The organism is Paenibacillus faecalis, assembly GCF_900289175.1.
In the GTDB taxonomy this organism is placed as follows: Bacteria; Bacillota; Bacilli; order Paenibacillales; family Paenibacillaceae; genus Paenibacillus_AQ; species Paenibacillus_AQ faecalis.
Genome location: NZ_LT985747.1, coordinates 4,421,990 through 4,444,131 on the forward strand (window position 1 = coordinate 4,421,990; position 22,142 = coordinate 4,444,131).

General features: G+C 46.6%; 23 protein-coding genes and 7 tRNA genes (1 of these 30 cut by a window edge). 3 read left to right on the top strand and 27 right to left on the bottom strand.

What is annotated here, in order from left to right; all coding sequences use genetic code 11:
* Positions 1 to 39 precede the first annotated feature (39 nt).
* The 3 genes from C8268_RS20595 (at position 40) to C8268_RS20605 (ending at position 2,005) form a co-directional block, all read left to right on the top strand.
* On the top strand, positions 40 to 741 hold the full coding sequence (locus C8268_RS20595; protein ID WP_106769409.1) for a DUF4779 domain-containing protein: 702 nt from the start codon (positions 40 to 42) through the stop codon (positions 739 to 741).
* A 235-nt stretch (positions 742 to 976) separates the two neighbouring features.
* Positions 977 to 1,429: a GNAT family N-acetyltransferase gene (locus C8268_RS20600; RefSeq protein ID WP_106770049.1), complete on the top strand. Its 453-nt coding sequence runs from the start codon at positions 977 to 979 to the stop codon at positions 1,427 to 1,429.
* A gap of 45 nt (positions 1,430 to 1,474) precedes the next feature.
* Entirely contained in the window at positions 1,475 to 2,005 is a 531-nt protein-coding gene (locus C8268_RS20605; protein WP_106769412.1) for a spore coat protein, read from the top strand.
* A 216-nt stretch (positions 2,006 to 2,221) separates the two neighbouring features.
* Here the strand turns inward: C8268_RS20605 and C8268_RS20610 are convergent, their stop codons facing one another.
* From C8268_RS20610 to C8268_RS20740, 27 genes are all read right to left on the bottom strand, one after another.
* Positions 2,222 to 2,761, bottom strand: coding sequence for a GNAT family N-acetyltransferase (locus C8268_RS20610; RefSeq protein WP_106769414.1), 540 nt, complete (start codon positions 2,759 to 2,761; stop codon positions 2,222 to 2,224).
* Positions 2,758 to 2,976, bottom strand: coding sequence for a hypothetical protein (locus C8268_RS20615; protein ID WP_106769417.1), 219 nt, complete (start codon positions 2,974 to 2,976; stop codon positions 2,758 to 2,760). Before C8268_RS20615 ends, C8268_RS20610 begins: the two co-directional genes overlap by 4 nt.
* Before the next feature lie 207 nt (positions 2,977 to 3,183).
* The gene (gene trxB, locus C8268_RS20620) at positions 3,184 to 4,137 is read right to left on the bottom strand and encodes a thioredoxin-disulfide reductase (protein ID WP_106769420.1); all 954 of its coding nucleotides are present in this window, start codon (positions 4,135 to 4,137) and stop codon (positions 3,184 to 3,186) included.
* Between the two features lie 50 nt (positions 4,138 to 4,187).
* Positions 4,188 to 5,855 carry a tetratricopeptide repeat protein gene (locus C8268_RS20625; RefSeq protein ID WP_199795000.1) on the bottom strand — a complete coding sequence of 556 codons (1,668 nt, stop codon included), beginning with the start codon at positions 5,853 to 5,855 and terminating at the stop codon, positions 4,188 to 4,190.
* A gap of 142 nt (positions 5,856 to 5,997) precedes the next feature.
* On the bottom strand, positions 5,998 to 6,945 hold the full coding sequence (locus C8268_RS20630; protein ID WP_106769423.1) for a ribose-phosphate diphosphokinase: 948 nt from the start codon (positions 6,943 to 6,945) through the stop codon (positions 5,998 to 6,000).
* Between the two features lie 212 nt (positions 6,946 to 7,157).
* The gene (gene hisJ, locus C8268_RS20635) at positions 7,158 to 7,982 is read right to left on the bottom strand and encodes a histidinol-phosphatase HisJ (protein ID WP_106769425.1); all 825 of its coding nucleotides are present in this window, start codon (positions 7,980 to 7,982) and stop codon (positions 7,158 to 7,160) included.
* Positions 7,983 to 7,998: 16 nt separating this feature from the next.
* Positions 7,999 to 8,700, bottom strand: a complete 702-nt coding sequence (gene hisIE / locus C8268_RS20640) for a bifunctional phosphoribosyl-AMP cyclohydrolase/phosphoribosyl-ATP diphosphatase HisIE (protein WP_106769427.1) — start codon at positions 8,698 to 8,700, stop codon at positions 7,999 to 8,001.
* Positions 8,697 to 9,455 carry an imidazole glycerol phosphate synthase subunit HisF gene (hisF, locus tag C8268_RS20645; RefSeq protein WP_106769429.1) on the bottom strand — a complete coding sequence of 253 codons (759 nt, stop codon included), beginning with the start codon at positions 9,453 to 9,455 and terminating at the stop codon, positions 8,697 to 8,699. The genes hisIE and hisF overlap by 4 nt, the downstream gene beginning before the upstream one ends.
* Before the next feature lie 169 nt (positions 9,456 to 9,624).
* Positions 9,625 to 10,356 (bottom strand): 1-(5-phosphoribosyl)-5-[(5-phosphoribosylamino)methylideneamino]imidazole-4-carboxamide isomerase, encoded by a 732-nt coding sequence (gene hisA, locus C8268_RS20650; RefSeq protein ID WP_106769431.1) that lies wholly within the window; start codon positions 10,354 to 10,356, stop codon positions 9,625 to 9,627.
* 38 nt (positions 10,357 to 10,394) lie between these two features.
* The gene (gene hisH / locus C8268_RS20655) at positions 10,395 to 11,009 is read right to left on the bottom strand and encodes an imidazole glycerol phosphate synthase subunit HisH (RefSeq protein WP_106769433.1); all 615 of its coding nucleotides are present in this window, start codon (positions 11,007 to 11,009) and stop codon (positions 10,395 to 10,397) included.
* Between the two features lie 3 nt (positions 11,010 to 11,012).
* Positions 11,013 to 11,618, bottom strand: coding sequence for an imidazoleglycerol-phosphate dehydratase HisB (gene hisB, locus C8268_RS20660; protein ID WP_106769435.1), 606 nt, complete (start codon positions 11,616 to 11,618; stop codon positions 11,013 to 11,015).
* 19 nt (positions 11,619 to 11,637) lie between these two features.
* On the bottom strand, positions 11,638 to 12,930 hold the full coding sequence (gene hisD / locus C8268_RS20665; protein ID WP_106769438.1) for a histidinol dehydrogenase: 1,293 nt from the start codon (positions 12,928 to 12,930) through the stop codon (positions 11,638 to 11,640).
* Between the two features lie 65 nt (positions 12,931 to 12,995).
* Complete coding sequence (hisG, locus tag C8268_RS20670) at positions 12,996 to 13,634, bottom strand: ATP phosphoribosyltransferase (RefSeq protein ID WP_106769440.1); 639 nt, start codon at positions 13,632 to 13,634, stop codon at positions 12,996 to 12,998.
* Between the two features lie 31 nt (positions 13,635 to 13,665).
* Positions 13,666 to 14,844, bottom strand: a complete 1,179-nt coding sequence (locus C8268_RS20675; RefSeq protein WP_106769443.1) for an ATP phosphoribosyltransferase regulatory subunit — start codon at positions 14,842 to 14,844, stop codon at positions 13,666 to 13,668.
* A gap of 313 nt (positions 14,845 to 15,157) precedes the next feature.
* Complete coding sequence (locus C8268_RS20680; RefSeq protein WP_106769445.1) at positions 15,158 to 15,664, bottom strand: acyltransferase; 507 nt, start codon at positions 15,662 to 15,664, stop codon at positions 15,158 to 15,160.
* A 1-nt stretch (position 15,665) separates the two neighbouring features.
* Entirely contained in the window at positions 15,666 to 16,325 is a 660-nt protein-coding gene (gene ppaX / locus C8268_RS20685; protein ID WP_106769447.1) for a pyrophosphatase PpaX, read from the bottom strand.
* Between the two features lie 7 nt (positions 16,326 to 16,332).
* Positions 16,333 to 17,451: a prolipoprotein diacylglyceryl transferase gene (gene lgt / locus C8268_RS20690; RefSeq protein WP_106769449.1), complete on the bottom strand. Its 1,119-nt coding sequence runs from the start codon at positions 17,449 to 17,451 to the stop codon at positions 16,333 to 16,335.
* Positions 17,452 to 17,462: 11 nt separating this feature from the next.
* Positions 17,463 to 18,401 carry an HPr(Ser) kinase/phosphatase gene (gene hprK, locus C8268_RS20695; protein ID WP_106769451.1) on the bottom strand — a complete coding sequence of 313 codons (939 nt, stop codon included), beginning with the start codon at positions 18,399 to 18,401 and terminating at the stop codon, positions 17,463 to 17,465.
* Positions 18,402 to 18,812: 411 nt separating this feature from the next.
* Positions 18,813 to 19,937, bottom strand: a complete 1,125-nt coding sequence (locus tag C8268_RS20700; protein ID WP_106769454.1) for an ABC transporter ATP-binding protein — start codon at positions 19,935 to 19,937, stop codon at positions 18,813 to 18,815.
* Positions 19,938 to 20,040: 103 nt separating this feature from the next.
* Positions 20,041 to 21,237 (bottom strand): PucR family transcriptional regulator, encoded by a 1,197-nt coding sequence (locus C8268_RS20705; protein WP_106769456.1) that lies wholly within the window; start codon positions 21,235 to 21,237, stop codon positions 20,041 to 20,043.
* A gap of 121 nt (positions 21,238 to 21,358) precedes the next feature.
* Positions 21,359 to 21,431: transfer RNA gene (locus C8268_RS20710), tRNA-Lys, on the bottom strand.
* Between the two features lie 7 nt (positions 21,432 to 21,438).
* Positions 21,439 to 21,524 (bottom strand) — tRNA-Tyr (locus tag C8268_RS20715).
* Between the two features lie 11 nt (positions 21,525 to 21,535).
* A tRNA-Phe gene (locus C8268_RS20720) sits at positions 21,536 to 21,608 on the bottom strand.
* 187 nt (positions 21,609 to 21,795) lie between these two features.
* Positions 21,796 to 21,872: transfer RNA gene (locus C8268_RS20725), tRNA-Asp, on the bottom strand.
* Positions 21,873 to 21,886: 14 nt separating this feature from the next.
* Positions 21,887 to 21,962 (bottom strand) — tRNA-Thr (locus tag C8268_RS20730).
* Between the two features lie 20 nt (positions 21,963 to 21,982).
* Positions 21,983 to 22,058: transfer RNA gene (locus tag C8268_RS20735), tRNA-Val, on the bottom strand.
* Positions 22,059 to 22,069: 11 nt separating this feature from the next.
* Positions 22,070 to 22,142 (bottom strand) — tRNA-Met (locus tag C8268_RS20740); it runs 4 nt beyond the window's last position.

The following is a 22,142-nucleotide window of genomic DNA, read 5'->3' on the forward strand; positions in this document are numbered from 1 at the left end:
ATGCTTTATCTAATAAAATTACAGAAAGGAGAAGAACGAATGGCTTTCAACATGTACAGTATCAATGAGCAAATCTACAAAATGATGGATGGAATGAATTCCAGCGGTGATAAATCCCACGGACACAAATCACATGGGCATAAGTCGCATGGTGATAAATCCCACGGTCACAAATCACATGGGCATAAGTCGCATGGTGATAAATCCCATGGTCACAAATCACATGGGCATAAGTCGCATGGTGATAAGTCCCACGGTCACAAATCACATGGGCATAAGTCGCATGGTGATAAGTCCCACGGTCACAAATCACATGGGCATAAGTCGCACGGTGATAAATCCCATGGTCACAAATCACATGGGCATAAGTCGCATGGTGATAAATCCCACGGTCACAAATCACATGGGCATAAGTCGCATGGTGATAAGTCCCACGGTCACAAATCACATGGGCATAAGTCGCACGGTGACAAATCACATGGACACAAATCACACGGGCATAAATCGTACAGCGATAATTTTTTTGGATACACACCCTACGGGCACAAGTCCCACGGCAATAAGTCCCACAGCGATAAATCTTTTGGACACAAGTCGCACGGCGATAAATCACACGGACACAAGTCGCACGGCGACAAATCTTTAGGTAACAAATCCAAAAAATATAGATTTAAGAAGAGTAAAATTCAGTGGGGCGTTTATAAAAAACGCACCATCTCCAAAAAGAGCAAATTAAAATAATATTATTCCTAATCCTAAGACTGCCTCTGTCAGGAGCATTGGTCATAAGACCCCTGCTCCTTGGACGGAGCATTCTTGCAAACAATATATTCGAGAAGCCCATTTAATGTGATTCCGGTGACATACGATAAACATACTGCGGCCTTGATTCCTCTAAATTCCTCTGGTCTCTTGTGCTAAAATAACCCTGTAAACCTCATATTGATCCGTATAATTAGGAGATGAAAAAAAATTGATTACGATACGCAAGCTGGAATCAAATGAATCGCCCCCAATGAATCTGCTGTTGTTAGCGGACCCCTCGGAGAGACTTGTTCGACAGTACATACAGCGCGGTCAATGCTTCGTAGCTGAACGAGAGGGAAGAGTCGTTGGTGTGTACGTACTGCTGCCAACCCGTCCCGAAACGGTGGAACTGGTTAATGTTGCTGTGGAACAATCTCTTCATGGACAAGGTATCGGCAAACAGATGGTCAACCACGCCGTGCAGACCGCACGACAGCTCGGGTTTGCCACAATCGAAGTTGGAACAGGAAGTACCGGGGCTCATCAGCTGATCTTGTATCAAAAATGCGGCTTCCGTATGATCAGCATCGATCGTGATTTCTTTATTCGTCATTATGATGAGGAAATTTATGAAAACGGCATGAGGTTATATGATATGGTTCGTCTATCCCAGGATTTATAACGTGGTCTCCAACTAAATTTATTTCAGGTACACATCCCGAAGCCCATGAATAGGCTAAAGCATATTGAAGTTGGAGGGATTGAAGTGACAAGTAAACATACACCTGAGCATTTAGCCTGGCATGAAACGTTAGAAATTCATGAATTAACTGCATACCAGTCTAACAACTTGATTAACTTTAAGATGTCTGTGAATGATATTAAAGACACAAAACTTCATGCATTATATGTTGAGGCCATCAAAAGCATAGAAAAGAATCTGAAAGAGCTGCTGCAATATTATCCGGAAGCGCCTCAGTGCTATCACAATAGAGCAGTAGGCGTGGACATGACTGCATTCTACGCTGGGCAGCTGCTTGGATTCGCCAAAACTTCCGTGCGTTCCTATGCCATTGCCATAACGGAAACAGCAACGCCAAGGCTTCGAGAAACACTAACAAGACAATTGAACCATGCGATCATGCTACACGCCAAAGTCTTTAACTTCATGTATGAACGGGGACTATACCCGGCATACGATCTGAATCAGCTGCTAGCTAACGATGTGAAAAATGCAAATACAGCTCTTTCCTTGTAAGCTGGGCCGGGCTTCGTAGACTTTTCACACCGATCGAAGCTTCCAGCGTGCGGATGTGGCGTCGTACTAGCGGCGGTCAACCACACCCTACTTACTCCCATCGATGTGCATATATGCTACGAATTTGGCGCAGCACTATCCATAGACAAGAGCCTATGCTGCTAAAAAACAACATAGGCTCTTCTTTGCATCGCTTCCTTTTCATGTAGTCGTCCCTTATACCTCGTATTCAATAATCCAGCAGTCACGATATTCCCCTTCATGCCATTCGTGCTCCGGAAGGTATTTCTTTTTGACAAAGCCTGCTTTTTCATAAACTCTAAGCGCTCGCTCATTCCACGCTTGAGGGTCCATAACAATCTTGTCTGCCCCTTTATGAGATCGTAAATAACGAACCATAGTTATGACTAGTTCTGTTCCAATCCCCTGATTCCAAAAAGACGTCTCTCCAATGAATTGATCCATGCCGAAGATTGAACCCGTGAAATCACCGTATCCATATTCAATCCGCTCTTCATCTGTAATGGCGTAGAATTGAATATATCCGATATCCTGCCCATCATATTGGACAATGCAGCGAGTGTTTGATTCATCCCCGTCAAAAAAACTCTGCTTAACCATTTCCGCATCATGCGGCCGATCGCGACCCTCGTAATATGTCAGGACTAAAGGGTCACTCAGCCAATCAGCTAGCAGGGAAGCGTCCGTTTCAGCCAACAAGCGAACCGTCAAGTTGCCGTGCGTATAGAGATTCACAAATTTTCCCTCCGCTTTTTCTTAATCATCATCCCTAAAGCGATCATATGTCCAACTGTAAACACAAGTGATATTAACGTCAGAAACAAAAGAGCGCTGATGCTGCCATGATTCTCATCCAACCTGAACATGTATACGGTTACAAAGGCCAGAACCAATCCTATGAATCCGAACAGCGCCGTAATCGCTGCCCTAAACCGGATCGCTTTCACCACTTTACCGTACCTCCTTTATATCCGTTTATACGAATTCGGATTATTTTTCCCTGGCTAGATTGTACCAAATGTGAAGGATTCCATAAAATACAAAATCAATAGCTATGAAAAAAATAGATCTGGCGGACAAATCCGACGGCCTAATTCCCTTCTGCACAAAAAAAGAGCCGGTGAGCCGGCTCCTTTTTATCGTTATATACTGCAATGTTACTTATTCAGCGTTTCGCTCCAGTCATGAATCATATGACCTTCGATAAATTTTTCACAGTCCATAGCAGCCATACAGCCCGTGCCAGCCGCTGTAACAGCTTGGCGATAGCGGGTATCCTGTACGTCACCACAAGCAAATACACCCGGTATGTTCGTTTCCGTTGTACCCGGCTTCACGAGAATATAGCCATGCGAATCCGTTGTAATCTGACCACCGAGGAAACCGGTATTTGGTGTATGACCGATCGCTACAAATACGCCTTCCGCTTCAATGATCTCTTCAGCACCAGTTTCATTGTTCCGAACCTTCAACCCTTTAACTCCGGTATCATCCGCTACCACTTCTATCGGTGTCCGATTCAAGGCCCATTCGATCTTGTCATTTCCCCGTGCCCGATCCTGCATGATCTTGGAGGCACGAAGCTCATCACGACGGTGTACAACCGTTACGCTGGAAGCAAAACGGGTCAGGAAGCTTGCTTCTTCCATTGCAGAATCTCCGCCGCCGACAACAATAATCTTTTTATTGCGGAAAAAGAATCCATCACAGGTTGCACATGTACTTACACCCCGTCCAACACTTTCCTGTTCCCCAGGAATGCCGAGATATTTGGCAGATGCCCCAGTGGAAATAATAACGGATTCCGCCAGCAGCTCTCCCATTCCCTCAACATTCACTTTGAAAGGACGCTTCGAGAAATCTACCGATTCAACCCATGCGCTTTTGAACTCCGCGCCGAAACGTTCTGCCTGCTTACGCATATTGTCCATAAGCTCCGGGCCCATAATTCCTTGCGGGAATCCAGGGAAGTTCTCCACATCCGTCGTTGTGGTCAATTGGCCGCCTGGTTGCATCCCCTCGATAACGAGAGGATTCATATTAGCCCGTGCCAGATAGATCGCTGCCGTCAGACCAGCAGGTCCTGTTCCTATGACGATTGACTTATACATTTGAAAGCCTCCTTGTTTAAACATTTTCAGAAAGAATGATTTAAATAATGTTATATATTTTCTGTAAAAGGACAGAAATTATCATCACTTTGATCTTTATTTTCAAACACCTGGTCAATTTTCCGGGCATAGCGGCGTACCGTCGATGATGATATTCCATACCGTGATGCTACTTCCTCATAAGTATATGCACGTCCACGCATTTTTGCCGTTATATATTCAAGAGCCGCAGCCCATCCCGAAGTATTGCGGATATTCGGAATGTCTGGGTACAACCTGCTCAAAAAGCCAGACCATAACGTTTCAAGTTCCCGTTTCCAGAACAGATCAGAACGCTTGTCCATATTTTCAAAAGCCGTGTCTACGACCTTCTGCCAGTCCGGATGCCAGTCAGGCAATACTTCCTTTGTCTTTATGTCAGCTTGGCTATCCTGTATACGGTTTTTCTTGCTCTCCAGTTGCTGCAGTACAAGCCGCGCTGCATCCTTTAAAGTTGCATCCTCGTCCGGCTCCTGCAAAAAAGATTGAAGCGCATGCCGAACTTCATCATCGGCAATCAGCTCAAGTGTACGAATAACCTGCAGCTTGATATGAGGATCTCCGTGTCGTAGCGCCCAGAAGAAAGATGATCGGATCAGAGGATTGCGTTTCGCTTCCTCTGTCATCATTTCTCCCTCCTGCTCCCAACGTTTAAATTGTTCTTCAAAAGGAAGATGATAATGATAGCTTACCTTCATCACCTTCATGCCAGTCTTTTTTCTTTGCTGCAATTGAGCAAGATAAAAGTCTGGAATGACAGACCCCGGGTCCAGCTTTTTGGACTGACGCCAATAACTCGCAGCTGCCTCATAATAACCACTGTTGCATGCGGCAACCGCCGTATAATGATAAAGACTCGGATCACTGTTGTACTCCTCATCCTTCAAAAGCCGTCGAAAATGGCTGTATGCTGAATCGTGTTTACCCAAAATACCCATTGTTGTAGCAAGTTTAAACAGATGCTCCTGATGAAAAGGTACGGTGACGGACAGCATGTCGACAAGACGGTGACTCTGCTCATGGTTCCCCTCATGCTGAAAGAAAATAGCCAAGTTACATAATCCATGGAGATTTCCCGGTTCCTGCTCCAGTACTTCTTCAATGGTTTGCTTGGCCTTGTTGAATCGCCCCGTGTAATAATAGGCAAGTGCCAAATTATTTCGTGCTGCAAGAAAATCAGGACGATCTTTAACAATCTCCTCCAACAGCTTCACAGCTTGGGCGAACTTTCCTTCCTCCAGAAGCTCTCTGGCCCGCTCATGCTCAACCATGCCTTCCCTGCTCTTGATCCGGTTCACTTTCGTAGGACGATTCAATTCATAATGGAGAAGCTCCATTAATTCTTGTGCCTCATCCAAAAACTGCCCGGCGGAGTCCTCCTCCAGATACGTAACGAGCGCATGCTCAGCCTCTTCAAAAAGCCCCATATTCGCATAATTGTTCGCCATATAGAAATGACATTCGGTCATGGAAGAATCCACTTTATGCAAAATATGCTGAAGCACCTCGTTCGAACCTTTATAATCACCCATCTCTGATAATATACCCGCAACGTTACAGTGATTCACCGGATTATCCGGTTCATATTCAACAGCTTTGCGAAAATACTTCAGTGCCTTGTCATATTGAAAACGATCCAGCGATTTTACCGCCCGATCAAAGAAAAAGTTAGCATTCATTTCCACAGGTATGATATTATGCAAATTATCTAACCCGGATTGATATCCTTTCACGGAAGCAAGGCACCTCCTTTAACTTGCTCCTCTACCCCCAACAGTATAACATGTTACACTGCCATTTGCAGAAAAAAGACGCCTGGAATCATACCCCGGCATCTTTAAATAAAGTAGCTATCGATCCGCCCTCTGTAATGATATGTGTAGCTCTTGCCAGCATCGGAGCGACAGACAACACTTTTACATAATCCTTCGAATGATCAGGTAAAGCAATCGAATCGGTGACGACCAATTCCTCAATATGGGCATGATCCAGCCGTTCAAGCGCCTGTCCTGAAAATACGCCGTGCGTAGCGCAAACCACTGCATCCCTTGAACCACGTTGCTTCAATCCTTCAACAACATGAACAATCGTAGAACCTGTATCGATCAAGTCTTCAATAATAATAGGCGTTCGGTCCTTTACATCCCCGATAACGTGTGTGATCACCGACTCATTATGTGCCGGACGCTGCTTAATCATAATAGCAAACGGTGAGTCCAGGCGGCTTGCCAGCTTTTCTGCCGTTGAGGCACGGCCAGCATCCGGAGAAACGATAACCGGACGTTCGATTTTTTTACTCTTTAAATAATTCGTAATCAGGTCCAGCGCCGTCAGATGATCAACCGGTATATTAAAAAACCCCTGAATAGCCGGCGCGTGCAAATCGATCGTGATGACACGGTTGGCTCCGGCTGTCGTCAGAACATCAGCGACCATTTTAGCCGAGATAGGCTCTCGGGGTGCCGATTTTCGTTCCTGCCGTGCATATCCGTAATATGGAACGATGATGTTTACAGTCCGAGCTGAGGCCCGTTTGGCCGCATCAATCATAACGAGCAGCTCCACAAACATCTCATTGATCGGGTGTGAAAATGACTGGACGAGAAACACGTCGCAATTGCGAATGCTTTCCTCATAATGAACATAAATTTCTCCGCACTTAAATCGGGAAATTTTCATTTTTCCCAGCTCAACTCCCAATTTTTCAGCAATACTTGCAGCTAACTTCGGATTGGATGAGCCGGCAAATAGACGAAGTTTACGATACATTTGGTCCTCCCGGGGTACCTAAAAATTAATGAATGCAGTGCACCTTTTCCCTGGTAAACGTATACTTTCATCATTTTATGAAAGCGCCGCCTGCCAAATCAGGCCGCCCTCGTATCTGCGACTCATCAATAAGGATACACAGTAACGAAAACAGCCGGGTTCACTCGACGCTGTATGCACTTTATTCTATCTCTATTATACATCGTTTCATTCTATTCTTTCAAAGTGACCATTTCCCGGTTTCGTCTCTGAAAGGTTGCAACTTCTTTTACCCCAAGCTCTATCAGCATATCTCGCGCTTGATCCAAGTGCTCACCCAATTTCTGCGGCTGATGCGCATCTGAACCCATTGTTAGCGGAATACCGAGTTTGACCGCTTCCTCCAGGATTCTGCGGCTCGGAAACATCTCCTTGCAAGCTTTTGAAAGACCGGATGCGTTTAACTCCATCGCTTTTCCACTGCGCTTAACTGCGGCTAAAGCCGACTTCTCCATAGCGACCACTTCATCTATATGCTCACTGCCCGGACTAAAGCCAAATCTTTTGATCACATCCAGATGCCCCATCATATCATACAATCCGGTTGCCGCTGCTTTTCCCACCGCATCATAGTACTGACGGTACACCTCAAGCGGATCTTTCCCTTCCCAGCCATGAGTTTGACGAAAATCGGTGATGTCCCATTCTCCGAGAAAATGAACCGAGCCGATCACATAATCCCATGGATAATCCAGGATGATCTTCTCAATTTGCTCTTCATAGCCCTCGATATAATCCCCCTCCAGCCCGACGCGTACTTCAATCTGACCTTTGTAGCGCTCTTTCAGAGAGAAGCATTCCTCTACATAACGGGGAAGCTCATTCATCGGCATCGCCATTTCCGGATAATAGGCTTCAGGCTCGACATGAATGAGTGGCATATGATCAGACAGACCGATGTGATGCAAACCCAGTTCAATGCCCCTCTTTACGTACTCCTCCAGCTCTCCAACAGCATGACCGCAGCGGGAATGGTGGGTATGATAGTCGATATACATCTTGTTTCCCACCTCCTTAATCGCGGCGAGGACGTTCATGTCGGCGGCTTAGTTCATCCAAAATATCATCAAACGGCAGCTTTCGCTCCTGTAACAAAACAAGCAGATGGTAGATCAAATCGCTAACTTCCATCCGCAGCTCATCATTGTCGGCATTTTTGGCAGCGATGATGGTTTCTGACGCTTCCTCACCGATCTTTTTAAGGATTTTATCCAAACCCTTCTCAAACAGATATGTCGTATAGGCTCCTTCAGGGCGCTCCATCTCACGCTTGGCGATAATCTCTTCAAGTTCTCCAAGAACTGCAAAACGATCGCTTATCGCAGCAGCAGGCTGTTCACCCGATACGCTGACCTGCCCTTCCACAACGATTTCGTTAAAGAAACAGGCTGTTTCTCCCGTATGACAGGCCGGTCCTTTAGGATTGACCTGTACCAACAGCGTATCTCCATCACAATCATAAGAAGCGGATACAACCGATTGAATATTACCTGAAGTTGCTCCCTTATGCCATAATTGCTGGCGAGAACGGCTCCAGAACCACGTTTCTCCGCTTTCCAATGTGCGCCGGAGAGATTCTCTGTTCATATAAGCCATCATAAGCACCTGCTTGGTTGACGCATCTTGAATGATCGCAGGCACAAGTCCCGCTTCATCCCAACGAATATGTTCAATAACCTGCTCCAGCGACAAGTCCTGCTTAATATCCTCGCTCACCTGATGCTCACTCCCTTTTGTCTTAAATGCTGTTTAAGAGCCGGTATGGCCACTTCTTTATAGTGAAATATAGTCGCAGCAAGCCCAGCATCGGCTTTTCCAGCTGTGAATACATCGTAAAAATGATCCTCTGTTCCCGCACCGCCTGAAGCAATGACCGGAATGCCCACGGCATCCGATACAGCAGCCGTCAGTGCCAGATCAAAACCGTCCTTCGTTCCGTCCGCATCCATGCTTGTCAGCAAAATCTCTCCCGCTCCAAGTGACTCCACCTGCTTTACCCACTCCAGTACCTTGATGCCAGAAGGGGTTCTTCCCCCGTGAGTATACACTTCCCAATCGCCCCACATCTCATTGTATTTGGCATCTACCGCAACAACGATACACTGAGAGCCAAATCGACGTGCACCGGCTGAAATAAGTTCAGGCTGCCTTACAGCCGCGGTATTCATTCCGATCTTATCCGCGCCGGCCCGCAAAATCCGCTTCATATCATCTACAGACGATATGCCGCCTCCTACAGTGAATGGAATGGCAATGGCCCCTGCCGTTCGTCGGACAACCTCTTCCATCGTGGCACGGCCCTCAACGGAAGCGGAGATGTCCAGAAAAACCAGCTCGTCCGCGCCTTCCCGGTCATACAGCGAAGCCAGCTCTACCGGATCGCCTGCATCGCGGAGATTTACGAAATTCACTCCTTTTACAACCCGTCCGTCCTTCACATCAAGACATGGAATAATCCGCTTGGCTAGCATATCTTCGCCTCTTTCCTCTATCTTTAGTCTCCTTCATGTTACATAAGCAGTAAAGTGAAGCCTTATCCTTTTCCTTTTCACATCATACTCATGCATACGACTCGGACAGATTCACTAGAATACAAAACGTTTTTCATCACTTCGTTAATCTGCCTGCCTTACCTTATCTCTACCTGATGGCGTTCACCGCTTCCGTCAGACGGATGCTGCCTGTATATAGTGCCTTGCCTACAATAGCGCCGCCAACACCATCCAAACGGTGCTCACTGAGCGCTTTCAAATCATCCAGCTTCGTTACGCCACCGGAAGCAATGACCGTCCGACCGCTCGCTTTAGCAAGTGACACAATAGCGTCTATATTCGGCCCTTGCATCATGCCGTCACGTGATATATCTGTAAAAATAAAGGTCTCGGCCCCCTTTGAAGCCAGCTCTTTTGCCAGCATCTCCGCCTGTACCTCGGACGTCTCCAGCCAGCCTCGGGTCGCAACATATCCGTCCCTCGCATCAATGCCAATGGCTACCTTATCCCCATACTTGCCCAGTACTTCCTCGGTGAATGCGCGATCTTCAATCGCAGCCGTACCGATAATTACCCGGCTTACGCCAAGCGACAACAGACGCTCAACATCGGATATCGTGCGAAGTCCGCCGCCTACCTGAACGGGCACATTCACTTGTGCCGCGATCTCACCGATCATGACATCATTTACAGGACGGCCCGCCTTGGCTCCATCAAGGTCGACCAAATGAATAAACTTTCCTCCTTGTTCTTCCCATGCACGCGCCACGTTCAGCGGACTATCGTTATATACCGTCTCCTGGCTATAATCGCCCTGAACAAGTCTGACACACTTGCCTCCCAAAATATCAATGGCTGGATATATGATGAAAGATGACATGTACTTCCTCGCCTCCCAAGTGATTTAAACCTGCCTGCCTATGAATCCGTCAACGCCAAAAAGTTGTGCAGCAACCTCATCCCAAGCTCTCCGCTTTTCTCTGGGTGAAACTGCATGCCGTATACAGAGCCGTGTCCAACGATCGCAGTCACTGGCTGACCATAATCCGTCACCGCTAGTAAGTGTGACTCTTTCTCAGGAAGAACATGATATGAATGGACAAAATACACATGCCCTTCCTCAAGCCCAGCAAATAGTGGATGCTCGGGCTTACTAAACTTCAGTCTGTTCCATCCCATATGCGGCACTTTATAGTCGCCGCCGGCAAACCGGATGACCGATCCAGGCAAAATGTTCAGTCCTTCGTGACGTCCATGCTCCTCGCTATGGCTGAACAGCAACTGCATACCAAGGCAAATGCCAAGCAGCGGCCTATGGCGGGCCGCTGCCTCCTTCATCACGCCATCAAGGCCGCTTTCGTGCAGCTGCTCCATTGCATCGCCAAAGGCGCCTACCCCCGGCAAAATAATACCGTCTGCGGCCAACATGGCGTCCGCATCCCCGGTAACAAACGGTTCATACCCGAGCCGCTCCACCGCCTTGCCAACGCTGTGCAGATTGCCCATGCCGTAATCCACAATCGCGATGGCCATAGCTTACAGCACTCCCTTCGTGGACGGAACTCCCGTCACACGCGGATCAATGCTTGTCGCTTCATCCAGCGCACGTCCAAGCGCCTTGAACACCGCCTCAATCATGTGATGCGTGTTCTGTCCATAATGCACGATAACATGGAGCGTCATCCGTGCCTCGAGTGCCAGCTTCCACAAAAATTCATGCACCAGCTCCGTTTGGAATGTTCCAACTTGCTGAGAAGGGTACTCAGCCCGGTATTCAAAATGCGGGCGGTTGCTAAGATCGATAACAACCTGTGCCAGCGCCTCATCCATCGGCACAAATACACTTGCATAACGTTTGATCCCTTTTTTATCGCCAAGAGCTTCACGAAGCACCTGTCCAAGGCAAATACCGATATCCTCAACCGTATGATGATCGTCAATTTCGATATCCCCATCGGCTCTCACATGAAGATCAAATTGTCCATGCTTTGTAAACAAATCCAGCATGTGGTTTAAGAAAGGAACGTCTGTCTGCAGATCAGATATACCCGTTCCATCTACGTTAAACTGCAATGAAATGTCCGTCTCACTCGTCTTGCGGCTGATGCTTGATGTCCGTCCTTTTGCTTCAAAGCTGCTCACATTGTTTGCCTCCCTGTATTTATTCTGATTTTTGTTCTTGCATCAGACGGATGCTGATCGCCTGCGCGTGACCCTCTAGTCCTTCCCGGCGAGCCAGCTCCATAATGGTCTCCCCGTCACGAAGCAACGCTTCCTTGCTGTAATAAATCAGGCTCGATTTTTTAAGAAAATCATCCAGATCGACCGGTGAAGCAAACCTCGCCGTCCCGTTCGTCGGAATGATATGATTGGGGCCCGCAAAATAATCCCCCACCGGCTCCGAGCTGTACGGACCGAGGAAAATAGCGCCGGCATTCTCGATCTGACCTACAACAGTCATCGGCTCTTCCGTCATAATCTCAAGATGCTCCGGCGCAAGACGGTTAACCACTTCGATACCCTCCTTAAGGGTATCCGTCACAATGATTGCACCATAACTGTCCACCGATGCGCGGGCAATATCACGTCTTGGCAGCAGTTCCAGCTGGCGCTTCACTTCCGCCGAGACGGCTTCTGCCAAAGGCTGCGACGGTGTTACAAGCACCGCCGACGCCATCTCATCATGCTCTGCCTGTGATAGCAGATCAGCCGCTATAAACGACGGCTGTGCCTTATCATCAGCCAGCACCACAATTTCACTAGGCCCTGCCAGGCTGTCGATATTCACTGCCCCGTACACTTCACGTTTAGCCAAAGCGACAAAAATATTGCCAGGACCGCAGATTTTATCCACCGGCGCAATACTGTCCGTTCCGTAGGCAAGCGCGGCTATGGCTTGAGCCCCGCCTATACGGTAAATCTCAGTCACACCTGCTTCAGCCGCCGCCACGAGAATATAAGGATCAATTCCCTCTTGACCACGGGTCGCCGGTGGCGTAACCATAACGATTTCAGGCACTCCCGCGATCTGGGCCGGAATGACGTTCATAAGCACAGAAGAGGGGTAGGCCGCTTTTCCACCGGGAACGTATACGCCCACCCGCTTCAACGGTCGGATGATCTGTCCGAGAATACTTCCATCGGGCTGAAAATCCATCCAGGAGCTACGCTTCTGCTTCACATGAAACGCCCGGATATTATCCGCTGCGGCTCGAATAGCGGTCACAAAGGAAGGCTCGACCTGGTTATATGCTGCTTTCAGCTCACTCTCAAGTACACGTAGCTGATGGCTCTCAAGATTAACTTTGTCGAACTCCTTCGTATAACGAAGCAGCGCAGCATCTCCCTCCGTGCGTACCGCTTGAACTACAGCTTTCACCGTTTCATTCTGCTCCGGCGTTCCATAATCGCTCTTTCGTTCCAGCTTAAAATCCTGTGCCGATACTATTTTCATTGTTGATTCCCCCTAACCTCTCCTCTTCGTGCGTTTCTAAATTCCGTTCATATCACTTCTTTGATTTAGTTCGTCTTTTCAGCCAGTATCACTTGTTGCAGGCGATCGCACAGCTGCTGAATCTCAACATTCTTCATCCGATAGCTAACCCGATTCACAATTAAACGGCTTGTAATTTCAAATAGAGTCGTCATCTCAACAAGACCATTCTCCTTAATGGTCTGCCCGGTTTCCACCATGTCCACAATTCGATCAGCAAGACCAATAAGGGGCGCAAGCTCAATAGAGCCATTCAGCTTTACAACCTCTACCTGCTGTCCCTGCTCCCGGAAATACTGCGACGCTATATTAGGATACTTGGTTGCCACACGCTGCCGAATGCCTGGTGTCCAATCAGGAAGACCAATAACGGACATCCGGCATCTAGCAATTTGAAGATCAAGCAGTTCGTATACATCCTTGTTTTCTTCCATCAGCACATCCTTACCTACAATGCCAATATCGGCTACACCATATTCCACATAGGTTGGCACATCAACCGGCTTTGCCAAAATAAATTCCATTCCTGCTTCCGGCAAAGGAATGACCAGCTTACGTGTATCATCCACATCCATAGGAATCGGCCACCCCGCTGAACGGAACAACGCAGATGCCTTTTTATAGATCCGTCCTTTTGGCATAGCTACTTTTAATATTTCCGCCATTTCACGCACCTCCTTACAGCCTAAATCTAATTTATGAAAATGTGATTATTTCCTCATACCCTTGATGAAGCAATCCTTGCTCAGCTGTTCGAACTTCACCTGTGCCTGTTAATAATGTGGTTATAACGATTTTCCCTTCACGGCGAAGAATAGCTGCCTTTGCAAGACCTTCTTTGCGACGATCAGAAGTATACTGAACCAGAATAGGCAGCGGGTTTTCTGATTCCTTAACTTGAACACCATCTAAAATGCGGTTCGTTTTGAGTGCAAAGCCTGTTGCAGGCACATCACGTCCAAATTGCTTCAGCAACTTATCGTAGCGTCCGCCGCTAGCTACAGGTGATCCGATTTCCGCAGCATATCCTTCCAAGGTCATACCGGTATAATAAGAAAAATCCCCAATCATCGTCAGATCGATCAATACATGCTCCGATACACCATATGCCTCAAGCACTTCCCATACCTTGCAAAGATGTTCAATGGAGGCACACGCTTTTGGATTGCCGCTCCAGCCTAGAGCCTGCTTGCATATTTCCCTTCCTCCGCGTAATCGAAGAATTCCTTCCAGCTTATTTGTTTGAACACCAGACAGCTGTAAGCCGGAAATCATGTTCCGATAGCCAACATAGTCCCTGTTCAGCAGATCATGCTTCAAATTCTCCTGATCCTCTAAGCGATCAGGCAGCACTTCCTCCAACAGACCATTCAAAAATCCGACATGACCTAATGCGATTTTAAATCTTTCCACACCTGCCGCCTGCAATGATTCAATCGCCAGCGCTACAACTTCGGCATCGGCCTCAGGTGAATCATCACCGACCAGCTCCACACCAGTCTGAAAAAATTCAGCCTCCCGGCCAGCCTCTTCTTCAATCGCGCGAAATACATTCGCATGATAAGAAAGGCGGATCGGCAGCGGCTCTTCCTTCAGGAGCGAGGCCACTACACGGGCAATTGGGGCGGTTATATCCGAGCGAAGCACCATCGTCGTACCCCGATTGTTTAACAGCTTGAACAGCTTCTGATCAGATGTCGAGCTGGCGACACCTACTGTATCGTAATATTCGATCGTTGGCGTCATGATCTGCCGATATCCCCAGCGGTCCATACATGCAAGCACTTGCTGTTCAATCTGACGCAGCCTCGTTACTGCATGCGGCAGATAGTCCCGAACGCCAGCTGGTTTTTCAAAACCTTTTGGTTTAGACATGACGTTGCACCTCAATCTGTTTTCTTTATTATATTAAAGCGATAATATGCTACCAAATTAAAGAATATTGGCTATATTACCATAGATCATGCTTTATCGTCAATTGATATGTAACCACTTCTTACATATATTACTCTCTTGTGCCGCTTTATCCTCTTGCATTGAAAAGAAAATAAACCAAAAAACCGCCTTATGACCAAGGCGGCTTCAAGCTGGCATGTAGCCAGATTTATTAAAATTACAATTCAACGAACTTCTTATGTCTCTTGCCATCATGTTCTGCCTAGATATGTTAAAAACCTCAGACAGAATATCAAGTTGACTCCTCTTCCGGCGTCACCCGACTAAGTTCACGCAGCGGATTACCCCCTACAAAAGATCCCGGGGCCACGTCCCTATGTACGACAGCACCAGCTGCAACGACTGCGCCATCACCGATTGTAACACCAGGCAAAATGGTTGTATTCGCGCCGATAAGGACATTTTCGCCGATAACCACTTCCCCCAGACGGTATTCTTTAATGAGGTACTCATGAGCGAGGATGGTGGTATTATACCCAATGACGGAATTTTCACCAACGGTTATTTTTTCCGGAAAAAACACATCGACCATAACCATTAGCCCAAAAGCAGTGTGCCTGCCGACTTTCATCCCAAGCATGTTCCGGTAGATCCAGTTCTTCATCGGGAGAACAGGACAATAGCGGGCCAATTGAATGAAAATAAAGTTTTTGATTCCCTTGAACGGACTTACGGTTCGGTAAATATGCCAAAGCGAATTATGTCCTTCCACTGGGTAGCGAGTTACTTTTCTAGCCATCTCACCTTGGCTCCTGTTCTTGTTTATCTCCTACGATTGTATATAAGTCCCGCATATCTTTCAGAATATAGTCTGCACCATGCTCCCTCAGCACCTGCTCCCCTTTCAGCGACCAAGCCACACCGGCAGCTTGTACACCAGCAGCCTTGGCGGACTGAAGATCCACTGCACTGTCACCTACCATCAGGGTCGTCTCTGGATTACAGCCAAGATCTTTAACGGCCTTCAATACCGGTTCCGGATGCGGTTTAGGATTCTCAACATCATTCACTGTAACCACAACCGACATATATTGTTCCAAATTGAATTTTTTAAGTGTCATCAATGTAGATGGACGAATTTTTGTCGTAACAATCCCCATGGAAACTCCTTGTTCATGCAACCATTTAACTACTTCCTGTACATGTGGAAACGGAGTGACCATCTCGTCATGATGCTGCTCATTGTATGAACGATAAAGAGTAACCAGCCGGCTCACATCATCAAGTCCGGAAAAAGTCTGAAGCTGGTACTCCAACGTTGTGCCCATATGCGGTATAATGCTTTCCCTCGTCAAAGGGCCTCTCGGGCCCTTTTCTATAACATGCATAAACGAGGATATAATCAATTCATTCGTATCTATAATAGTACCATCCAAATCAAACAGTACTGTTTCTATCATGTTGTCCTTACCCCTTTATATCTTTCTCCTCTTTGGAACGCTGGCTCACTTCCTGGGAGGAATCATCCGATCCTTCGTTATTCGCCGAATCCGATACATTCTTGTCTTGTTTGGACAACGGATTAGGCACTGATGTTTGGGTTGATTTCGATTGGCTAGCCTGCTGCTCCTTACGGTTCAGGGCAGCTTCTGGAGTTGGAGCTGCTCCCGGTTTCGTGCAGACGATCGGGTCGAGATATCGCTCATTTGCTCTTCCAGTAACCCGCCGAACGATAATCAGAATAATACCCGCAACAACAATAATAACTGACAACAGCTGCGATATTCGAATATTTCCATATGCCGGGTCCAAATAACCCTGCTCAAAGCCCATCCAAGTCATTGGACTCCACAGGGCGTTGATGAAGGATTCAATAACCGTGGATCCTTGATATGCCAAACTGTCTGTACGAAGCGCTTCGATAAAAAACCGTCCGATGGAATACCAGATGAAATATCCGATAAACAGCTCGCCAACACGCAGGAACTTTTGTCTGCGAAGTACAAGCAGGAGAATGACCCCCAACAAATTCCACATGGATTCATACAGGAAGGTCGGGTGATGAAATACCCCTTCGATATTCATTTGATTGACGATAAAATCTGGTAAGTGAAGCGTATTCCGAAGAAATGACTCCTCAACCGGGCCGCCGTAAGCTTCCTGGTTCACAAAGTTACCCCAGCGTCCAATCATTTGACCTACCAAAAGCGAGGGTGCGCATAAATCAGCAATTCTCCAAAATTTGTATCCTTTATAACGAACATATATAACAGCACATATAATAGCACCTATCAGAGCGCCATAAATGGCGATGCCGCCGTTCCATATTTTAAATATATCAAGCAAATTATCTTTAAAATCATCCCATTTAAAGGCCACGTAGTAAAGTCTCGCACCAATAATCGCTGAAGGCAACCCAAGTAACAGCAAATCCATGAAAAATTCCTGAGGTATGCCAAAGCGTTTTCCTTCACGTATCACTAACAGCAGCCCTGCCAAAGCGCCCAGGCCCAAAATAATTCCGTACCAATGGACATTCAGCCATCCGATGCTAAAAGCAATCGGATCGATCAGCAATGTTGACATCGAATTTCCCCCTAGTCTAAATCATCTATATCTTCGGCAATCGTTGCCGTCAGTTTATTCGTAAACTGAAGCGCTGCATTCAGCCCCATCTTTTTCAATCGGTAGTTCATTGCAGCTACCTCGATGATCACAGCTAGGTTTCGCCCTGGACGAACAGGAATCGTAACAAGCGGCACATCCGTGTCAATAATACGTGTTGTATCCTCATCCAGTCCCAGTCGGTCGTACTGTTTGTCCTGCTGCCAAGCTTCAAGACGAACCACGAGCGTGATCCGCTTGTTATTCCGAACTGCACCTGCTCCAAACAGCGTCATCACGTTAATAATGCCAACTCCGCGAATTTCCAGCAAATGGCGGATTAATTCCGGTGCCGAACCATGCAGCTGAAAATCGGATGTTTGACGAATTTCTACCGCATCATCTGCAACCAGTCGGTGTCCCCTTTTCACAAGCTCTAGAGCAGTTTCACTTTTACCGATACCGCTTGAACCCGTAATAAGCATCCCTACACCATAAACATCGCAAAGCACACCGTGGATCGTTGTCGTCGGGGCCAGCTTACGCTCCAAAAAGCTGGTGAAACGGCTTGTCAAAATCGTTGTTGCCATACTGCTTCTCAATACAGGGAGATCTTTTTCATTGCTGACTTCCACCAGCTCTTCAGGAACCTCCAGCGAACGCGTAACGACAATACAAGGGGTGTCGTCCGTACAAAGTCTACGCATTCGGTCCCTGCGTTCTTCCGGATTGAGCATTGCAAAAAATGCCAATTCCGTCCTACCCAGCAGCTGAACCCGTTCACGTGGGTGATATTCAAAATATCCCGCCATCTCCAAACCTGGACGGTTAAGATCATCCGTTGTAATTTGACGCTTTAAGCCAGCTTCGCCGGAGATGACCTCTAACTGAAACTGTTGAACCAGTTCAGACACTTTTACTTTTTTGGCCATGGTTTAACCTCTCTTCATCCGTTGTTGAAAAATATAACGCGCCCCAGACAGCTGGACCGCTCACAAATGTAATCATCAAATTTACCCTTCATCCTATCTCAATCCAGATAAAATTGAAATCCAGTAAAACGAGTATATGACTAATGAAATGAAATATTCAATTGCCTGTTTAGAATAACAACTATGTATACCTTACTTCCTGATATCTTATAGGAAATCAGCTTTAATTGCAATGTTTCCAATTACTCCCACGGCCACACAAATTACCAAATATATGTCCATCCATCTCCAATAATAAGTAGACTACAATTCATATGCTTCAAGCAAGATGCGAATCGAAAGATACATTCCCATAGACTAAAAAAACCGCCCCACAGGGCGGTTTTGTATAGAAAGCCGACTGTCGGAGAATTATTCTCCAACCAAAACGTTCAGTTCGGACTCAATATCAAAAATATGAACTTTGTTCATGTCGATTGCCAGTTTAACGTTATCGCCTTCACGAGTAGTGGAACGTCCGTCTACGCGGCCGATAACCGTATCTTTGCCCAGACCGCTAAGGTACAGGAGCATTTCGTGACCCAGGTTCTCCGTAACGTCAACTTTTGCAGTAAAGATTGTATTCGGAGAAGCTTCCAGGAATACTGGCTCTTCATGAATATCTTCTGGACGAACACCCATAATTACTTCTTTACCGATCATGGATTTGTTCTTCAGAATCTGTGCTTTACCTCCAGGAACTTGTACGTTCAAGCCTTCAGATGCAAAGTATACATCACCGTTTTGTTCAGACAATTTACCGTTAATGAAGTTCATTGTCGGGGAACCGATAAAGCCTGCAACAAACAAGTTGCTTGGATTATTGTACAACTCTTCCGGAGAAGCTGCTTGCTGGATGATACCATCCTGCATAACGACGATACGATCACCCATCGTCATAGCTTCCGTTTGGTCGTGTGTTACGTAGATACAAGTGGTTTCAAGACGCTTAACCAGTTTAGTAATTTCAGCACGCATCTGACCACGCAATTTAGCATCCAAGTTGGAAAGAGGCTCATCCATCAAGAAGACTTGCGGATCACGGACAATCGCACGGCCCAAGGCAACACGCTGACGCTGACCACCAGAGAGAGCTTTCGGCTTACGATCCAGCAAATGCTCAATATCCAAAATTCTTGCTGCTTCACGTACACGCTTATCGATTTCGTCCTTCTTAACTTTACGAAGCTTCAAACCAAAAGCCATGTTCTGATATACGTTCATATGCGGATACAAAGCGTAGGATTGGAAAACCATCGCAATGTCACGATCTTTAGGAGCTACATCGTTAACTACACGGTCACCAATGTAGAGTTTACCTTCAGTGATTTCTTCGAGACCAGCGATCATCCGCAATGTTGTGGATTTACCACAACCGGAAGGTCCAACCAATACCAAAAACTCTTTATCTTTAATATCAAGGTTTACATCGACTACTGTTGGCTTGTCGGCACCTGGATACTTCTTGTAAATATGCTCTAAACGTACGCCCGCCATGCTTATTGCCCCCTCATAATAAGTGTTTGAAATCGAATACAATTACTGTCTTTATATTACCCCATAGGCATCTGACTGGCTATACACAAACTGCACAAAAAACTTATTTCCTTTTCGTTACTTTATACAATAACAAAGAAATCTTTACCAAAACTGCATCACTAAAGCTTCGGACATCAAGACCTGTCTCTTGCTTAATCTTATCTAATCGGTACAGTAGCGTATTTCGATGAATATAAAGCCGCTTGGCTGTCTCACTTACATTACAATCCAATTCAAAAAAGGTTTCCAACGTGGCCAGCGTTTCCGCATCCTCAAACACATCTGTATGATAGCTAGCATACTCCTCCAAGAACCGGGTTCGCTCATGCTCTGGAATACTGAAAAGCAGGCGTTCCAAATGAAGCCCTGTTGACAGATGTATATGCTCTTTGACCTGAAAAGTTAGCCCAATCAACATCGTCTCCCGAAGCTGACGTAAACCATCCGGTAGATTTTCTTTAGCATTTATAGTCGGAACGGCGGCAATATGAAAATCTCCTACCCATTCGTTTGAAACCAGCTCATATAAACCCATACAAAAAAGGGATAACAAATCCTGATCCCCTTCGCCTGCATCATCCTTTTCATCCATCAGTCCATCCAGCAGCTTAGGATTAGCAAGCACAAGCCATTCCTTTTCGTCCAGCAGCGGCACTAGTACAATCTCCCCGCCAAAATAACTGCGAAGGAGCCTTTGCAGTGATTTAAAAGCAATGCTAGTCGGATGCTCGCTCTCATTAGCCAGCAGAAAAGGAACCATCTTCTCATATAAAATAAATTTCCCGGAAAATTCCTCAGGCGGTTTTGCCTGATATTCTCCTGCATCGACACAAGCGTTCAACCATACCCCCATTAATTGGGCAAACCGCAGCTCCTCACCTTTAGCATCGCCCCGTTTAGCTTTGGACAAAGAGGGCGTATCTGCCATGCTGGACAGCAATAGTCCAATGAGTTTCGCTTCGTTCTCTGTCACCATTACAGCCGGTGCTGAAATGACTACAGGCCGATCACTCTGTACGGGAATGGCGAACCATACCTCTCCCTGTTCTGTATAATAAAAATCTCCTGCATCAATCTTATTACGATTTTTCGCTTGCGATATACTGTGGGTCTTTCCGTTTGACACCTGCTGCGGATGGCTGGATCGTTTTGAGAATTGCAGCATCATCCCCGTCTCATGCTCATCCAACGATTTAAGCGTCATAGGAATTCCTAATGTGCTTTTCAAATTCAGCAGTATTTGTTCCATCTCCGTCATTAATGACTCCACCACTTTATCTTTTTCTTATATTTTAGCATATCTCCGACAGATAACTAAAATGTCGAAATTTATAATTCCATCAAAAAAAGCCGCCAACAAATGTTGACGACTTTCGTGATGAGCCATGAAGGACTCGAACCTTCGACACCCTGATTAAAAGTCAGGTGCTCTACCAACTGAGCTAATGGCTCTTAAACCTGGTGGAGGATGATGGATTCGAACCACCGAACTCGAATGAGAACAGATTTACAGTCTGCTGCGTTTGGCCACTTCGCTAATCCTCCATAAGAAAAGGTGGCTCGGGACGGAATCGAACCGCCGACACGAGGATTTTCAGTCCTCTGCTCTACCGACTGAGCTACCGAGCCATATAAAATTTTCAAAAAAAACAGTGTGAAGCGAGTTAACTTCGCACTGGTGAAACCTTTGAAGCAATACTATAATGGCGGAACTGACGGGATACTCTCTCTTCGTTCGAGACTGCGAAGTCATCCTATCGAAGATAAATCTCCGACGAACCCTTAACGGATTCTCATCCCTGAAGCAATACTATAATGGCGGAACTGACGGGATTCGAACCCGCGATCTCCTGCGTGACAGGCAGGCATGTTAGGCCTCTACACCACAGTTCCGCGCTTCATATAACTGGTGCCGGCGAGAGGACTTGAACCCCCAACCTACTGATTACAAGTCAGTTGCTCTACCAATTGAGCTACACCGGCGCATTTTACGAACAAATCAATGGTGGAGACTGAGGGGATCGAACCCCCGACCCTCTGCTTGTAAGGCAGATGCTCTCCCAGCTGAGCTAAGTCTCCTTAAGTATGTATGGTAGCGGCGGAGGGGATCGAACCCCCGACCTCACGGGTATGAACCGTACGCTCTAGCCAGCTGAGCTACGC